The 5,083-nt window shown below is 66.0% G+C and carries 3 protein-coding genes; 2 read left to right on the top strand and 1 reads right to left on the bottom strand.

Annotation, left to right across the window (positions count from 1 at the left end; all coding sequences use genetic code 11):
- Positions 1-452: 452 nt before the first annotated feature.
- Both AB0J67_RS39105 and AB0J67_RS39100 read left to right on the top strand, forming a co-directional pair.
- Positions 453-2,126 carry an alpha/beta hydrolase gene (locus AB0J67_RS39105; RefSeq protein WP_363490545.1) on the top strand — a complete coding sequence of 558 codons (1,674 nt, stop codon included), beginning with the start codon at positions 453-455 and terminating at the stop codon, positions 2,124-2,126.
- Positions 2,127-2,985: 859 nt separating this feature from the next.
- Entirely contained in the window at positions 2,986-3,600 is a 615-nt protein-coding gene (locus tag AB0J67_RS39100; protein WP_363490543.1) for a response regulator transcription factor, read from the top strand.
- A gap of 51 nt (positions 3,601-3,651) precedes the next feature.
- Here AB0J67_RS39100 and AB0J67_RS39095 read toward each other — a convergent pair whose 3' ends face one another.
- Positions 3,652-4,008 (bottom strand): hypothetical protein, encoded by a 357-nt coding sequence (locus AB0J67_RS39095; protein WP_363490541.1) that lies wholly within the window; start codon positions 4,006-4,008, stop codon positions 3,652-3,654.
- Positions 4,009-5,083: the final 1,075 nt, after the last annotated feature.

Here is a 5,083-nt window from a genome sequence, read left to right as displayed (position 1 = left end):
GAACGTGAGGTGGACGTCGGTCAGACCCGGGATCGAAGCACGGTACGGTAGCAACGGAACTCCTGCAACGACTGTTGGTGTGGTAACCCAGTCCTAGCAGGAGTTCCTTTCACGTCTGCGGGCAGATCGACCTCGGTCCAGCCGACACATCCACGACCGTCAGGCTGCAATGGCCTCACTATCCGGCTCGCACGTCGAGCGGAATGATGCTCGACGATTCAACGCCAGATACCTCATACGTAATTGAAACGCCCAGCCAGGAAGGGACCCCTCGTCGGTGACCACTGATTCCGCACCTGCGGAGACGATTGTTCCTGATCATCGTCATCGCGCGATCATTCCGTGATGCTTCCGACGACCAACCAGCGGGACTCGATTACTCCGCATAGGGTGAGATCCATTTCATAACTCCAACATGGATCAGGAGCTAAGACACAGTCGTACTCATTAGTATGGAATACACCAGGCATCGACGGTTAGCGCTGTTCAGGCCGGTCCTGCTCACCGCAGTCACATTGGCCACCATCGCCACGGGCACCGGCAGTCCGGCACTGGCTGAACCTACACGCAATGCACCTCTGCCTCAGGCGCCTGCGACGGCCGTGCCGGCCCGATTCCTCGACCAGGTGATCGACTGGCGTCCGTGTGATTCTGCGCCGCCCGATCCCGGTAAAGCCAAACTCGAGTGTGGGAAAGTCGCGGTTCCGAAGGACTGGGCCGACTCGGAGCAGCTCGCTGAGATCACGATGGCGGTAAGCCGCCTTCGCCCGCTCGAGGGCAGCCCGGTCCGGACAGTCTTCGTCAACCCCGGCGGTCCAGGTGCTCCTGGCCTGGACATGCCGCTGTGGTTTCAGCTCACTGGTCGGCAGCGGCTGCTCGACAATGTCGAGCTCATCGGGTTTGACGTGCGCGGCACTGGCCAGAGCACCACCGTGCGGTGCGACGGGCACGGGTTCGTTCGGGACGACGTGGACCCTAGGAATCGGAGTACGGAGAACCTGAGCCTGCTGGTCGATGCCAGCGTCGGCATGGCGCAAGGCTGCCAGGAGGCGTCCCGCGAGCTGGGCAGGTACATCACCACCGAGCAGACTGTCCGTGACCTCGATTTGCTTCGCCAGCTCCTCGGGCGCAACAAGATCAGTTGGATCGGCTATTCCGGTGGGACCTGGACGGGCGCGTACTACGCGACCTACTTCCGCTCGCACGTCGACAAGTTCGTCTTCGACTCGAACGTGGACTTCACCGATTCGATGCAGGGCGCGTTTCTGCGCCAGCCGCGTGGGTTCGAGCGCCGGTTCCGCTCCGACTTCCTGCCGTGGGTTGCACAACACGCCAACGTGTACGGCCTCGGCACCACCGCCGAGGAGGTGCGCGCCGAGTACGAAAGGATCCGCGCCTCCCTCGCCGCCCACCCGGTCGACCTGGGTGACGGATTCCTTGTTCATCCCAATACGCTGGACTACTACCTGATCGTGCCCGGTGTGTACAGCAAGTACTCGTTCGCCGGATTGGCAGACATCCTCGTCTACCTCAGCGAATCCACGCAGTCCCCAAGTGCCGGCGATATGGCGGTGGCTGCGAAGATTCGCTCGAAGATCGAGGCGGGTAAGCGCGGCGCCGGCCGCGGGCTCTCGCCCGTAAGCGCGGATACCCTGTATGCAACCTTCTGGAGCATTGTCTGCAACGACACGCCGTGGCCCGGCGGCGTTCAGTTCGCCGTCGAGGAGTCAGCTCGACAGGGCGCCCGGTACCCCCTGATCGGCTGGAACGCGATCAGCGACCCGCTAATGTGCCAGTCGTGGAACCGGCCGAACGTCGTCATGCCCGCGCCGAACGGGGTCGGCGTTCCGCCTGTCCTGATGGTGCAGTCCGAGCGCGACCCGGCCACCCCGATCGAAGGTGCGGAGCGCGCACACAGCCGGTTTGCGGGCTCCCGGATGGTGCGAGTGCAGAACGAGGGTGATCACGGCATCTACGCCCTCACCGGCAACGCGTGCGTCGACACCATCGTCGAGAGCTACCTGATCGACGGCATTCTCCCTGCGGCAGACGTCGTCTGTGCAGGGGTTCCGATCCCGGCGCCGGGCGTCGCGGCATCGGCCGCACGCAACCTGATCACCCGTTGATAGGCAGCACTCGGGTGGTACACGGCATGCCTTGAACCATCCGACGGTGCAGCTTAGGACAGCATCGGGCGGCGTAAGGAGATCGAAGGCTGACCGCCAACGGTGAGTTGGCGGTCAGCCTTCAACATTGCCGAGTTCAACCATGCATGGATTTGCTGGTCTCGCCGCGCATTACAGACATGTCGGGGAGCAAAAGTCAAGACCTGTGGATGAGTTCTGTGGTTTGACGTACCTGGGCCTGGATTTGCCATGGATAGAGGAACTGTTCCGGGGTCAGCTGCAGCTCTGGAGCGTGATGAGCAGACAGGGTTCGCCTTCGGCGGTCGCTTCCTTGATCAGGACGGCGCCGATGTCGTGGTCGAAGCCGTCGACGCGGTCGGCGTCGTAGTCCCAGTGCTGCAGGCGGAATGTGCCAGCGTGGTCGAGGCGCTTGCAGCCCTCAGCCGGGCGTCGGTGTCAGCTTGGCCAGTCACCGGCGTGATGTCGACGAACTCGCGGCGACCCGGTCCGGAGGCCGGCACCTCGCCGCGTCACGCCGCAACTCGTTGGTGAACTTCGATGGGCGCCCCAACGGGGACACTCCCTTCCCTGGATCAACATCCTGTTTCGGGGTATCCACCCCCAAGGTGAAGCTCACAGTTGGTGAGTATTGCCTGTTGGCAGCGTCCTGCGGGGGCGGGTACAACTGTGCACCCCCGGGGCATTACCGCGCTGGCCGCCTCAACCGATCGTTGGTCCCGGCCAGGATGCCTCGGGCTCCCTCTCCGGTCGGGAGGTCGGGCACGGTGCCGCGCCGATTACCCCCGTGGTCGGACGCGGCACCACCCGGCGGGCCGCTGCGGCGTTGCAAAGGGGGCTCTTGTCCGTCAAGTTCGTCGCGGCCGACCCCGTCACGCTGGTGCGCCTCGGGTACAGCGCCGCCTGCACAACTCATCCCGACATCGAACTGGTCGGCCAGGCCGCCACCGGAGACGAGGCCCTCCACCTGGTCGACGATCTCGCTCCAGACGTGATCGCCATCGACGCAGCCATTCCCCGCGCAGGCGGACTGCAACTGGCAACAGACCTGCGCGCGCAGCGTCCGCTACTCGGCGTGCTGCTCACCGGCCCCGCTCACGACGGACTCCTACTGCAGGCACTGCAGGCCGGACTGTCGGCCTACCTGCCACGCACCGCGCCGATCGAGCTGGTGCTGTCGGCCGTACGGCACGCCGCGGTGGCACCAAACTCGTTTACCGCACCCGACCTCGCCGCGGCGATGGCCCGACGCCGCACACTCTCCACCACACTCAGCCGACGTGAGGAGCAGATCCTGCGCCAACTGCACACCGGCGACAGCCTCGCCGCCATCGCGTCACGTATGCATCTGACAGAGTCCACAGTACGCACCTACGCCACCCGCCTCTACGACAAACTCGGCGTACAAAACCGCACCCAAGCCGTGCAGGCCGCGGCCCACCTGTACCGGATCTGAGCGCTGTGAGCTTGACCCGGTTCTCCGGACACCGATCCTGAGGTGACACTGTCACCGAGGATGGTCGGCGGACAGGTGCTGGTGGCGGCGGGCCAGGCCGCATAGCGCGATCATGGTGGCGGTGGCGGGCTCGGCCGCGGCGGCGGGGTCGGGGGTGAGTGCGGCGCAGGTGGCGATGAACGTGGCCGCGGGCAGGCTGCGCAGTTGTCGGCGCAGGGTGTCGGGTGCGGTGACGCCCAGGGCGCGCAGGGCCTCGACGTGGCCGTCTCGGGTCTTGGGGGTGCCGGTGGCGCGTCCGGCCAGGTCGGCGGCGGCGACCTCAGCGTCGATCGGGTCGGACTTGCCCTGGAACCGGCGGGTCTTGCGGTCGGCATCGAGAACAACCAGGTTGCGGTCATCCTCGCTCACGCCTCGCCGCGAGGCCGGGCGTTGGTCGATCGCAGGCTGTATAGCGCCCCGGTCGTGGACCGTCGATGCCGAGCGTTGCCCGCAGGCGGGTATCCCCGCCGAGGCGGAGTCCGCGACCAAGCCGGCCCTGGCGGTGCAGATGATCGACGCGGCGGTGGCCGCCGGGACGAGGGTCGATTAAGTCACCGCCGACGAGGCATACGGCTGTGACCGGCACTGCGCCGACGGCTGCGCGAACTGGGCATCGACTTCGTCCCGGCCGTGGCCCGCAACCATTACTTGCAGGTCACCACGGTGGTGAGGGAGCGCGTCGACGTGATCGAGTCGTGGCTGTCGGAGCTGGCCTGGCAGCGGCGCAGCTGTGGGCGAGGCTCCAAGGGTGAGCGGTTCTACGACTGGGCGTGGGTGGGCGTCCACGATGAATGTCCCGGCCTGCACAGCCTGCTCATCCCCCGCATCAGCTACGGCGACCTCGCGTTCTACGGCTGCTGGCCACCGCGGCCGGCACCGCTTGCGGCCCTAGTCCGAGTCGCGGGCACCAGGTGGGCGGTCAAGGAGACGTTCCAGATCGCGAAGGGCCAGGTCGGACTCCGCCAGTACCAGTGCCGGAACTGGACCTCGTGGCACCGTTCACCATCTTGGCCATGCTTGCCCTGGCCGTCTTGACCCTCACCACCCTGTCCCCGGCCAACCCGGCCACGACCGAGATGATCGCTCTGACCGTCGCCGAGACCAGGCGCCTGGTCACCGCTGCACCACACGCCACCCGACATCGCCCACCTGCTGCGCTGGTCCTACTGGCGACGCCGACACCAAGCCCTCGCGCGAACCAGCTGTCAACGGTCTGTTGGATCACCGGGTGGGCGGACGTGTGGCATGGCTCTGGCGAAGATCTTGTGGACGTCGCGCTCAGGCGTTGAGCAGGATGCGGTGCCGCAGTAGCGCGAAGTTGGCCCTGCCGTACATGGATCTCTTGAGTGCTTTGATCTTGCATACGGTGCCTTCGACGGGGCCGGAGTTCCAGAGCAGGGTGAGTCCGTTGGTGACGGCGGCGAGGTCTCGGCGTAGGCCTGCG

Origin of the sequence: Catellatospora sp. NPDC049609 (assembly GCF_040675365.1) — a bacterium.
GTDB lineage: Bacteria > Actinomycetota > Actinomycetes > Mycobacteriales > Micromonosporaceae > Catellatospora.
The sequence above is the reverse complement of the archived record's forward strand: the minus strand, read 5'-3'. Positions and strand labels throughout refer to the sequence as shown.

Excerpts from the sequence above, each read along its gene's own strand:
- AB0J67_RS39105 (WP_363490545.1), top strand. The coding sequence starts at position 453 with ATGGAATACACCAGGCATCGACGGTTAGCGCTGTTCAGGCCGGTCCTG.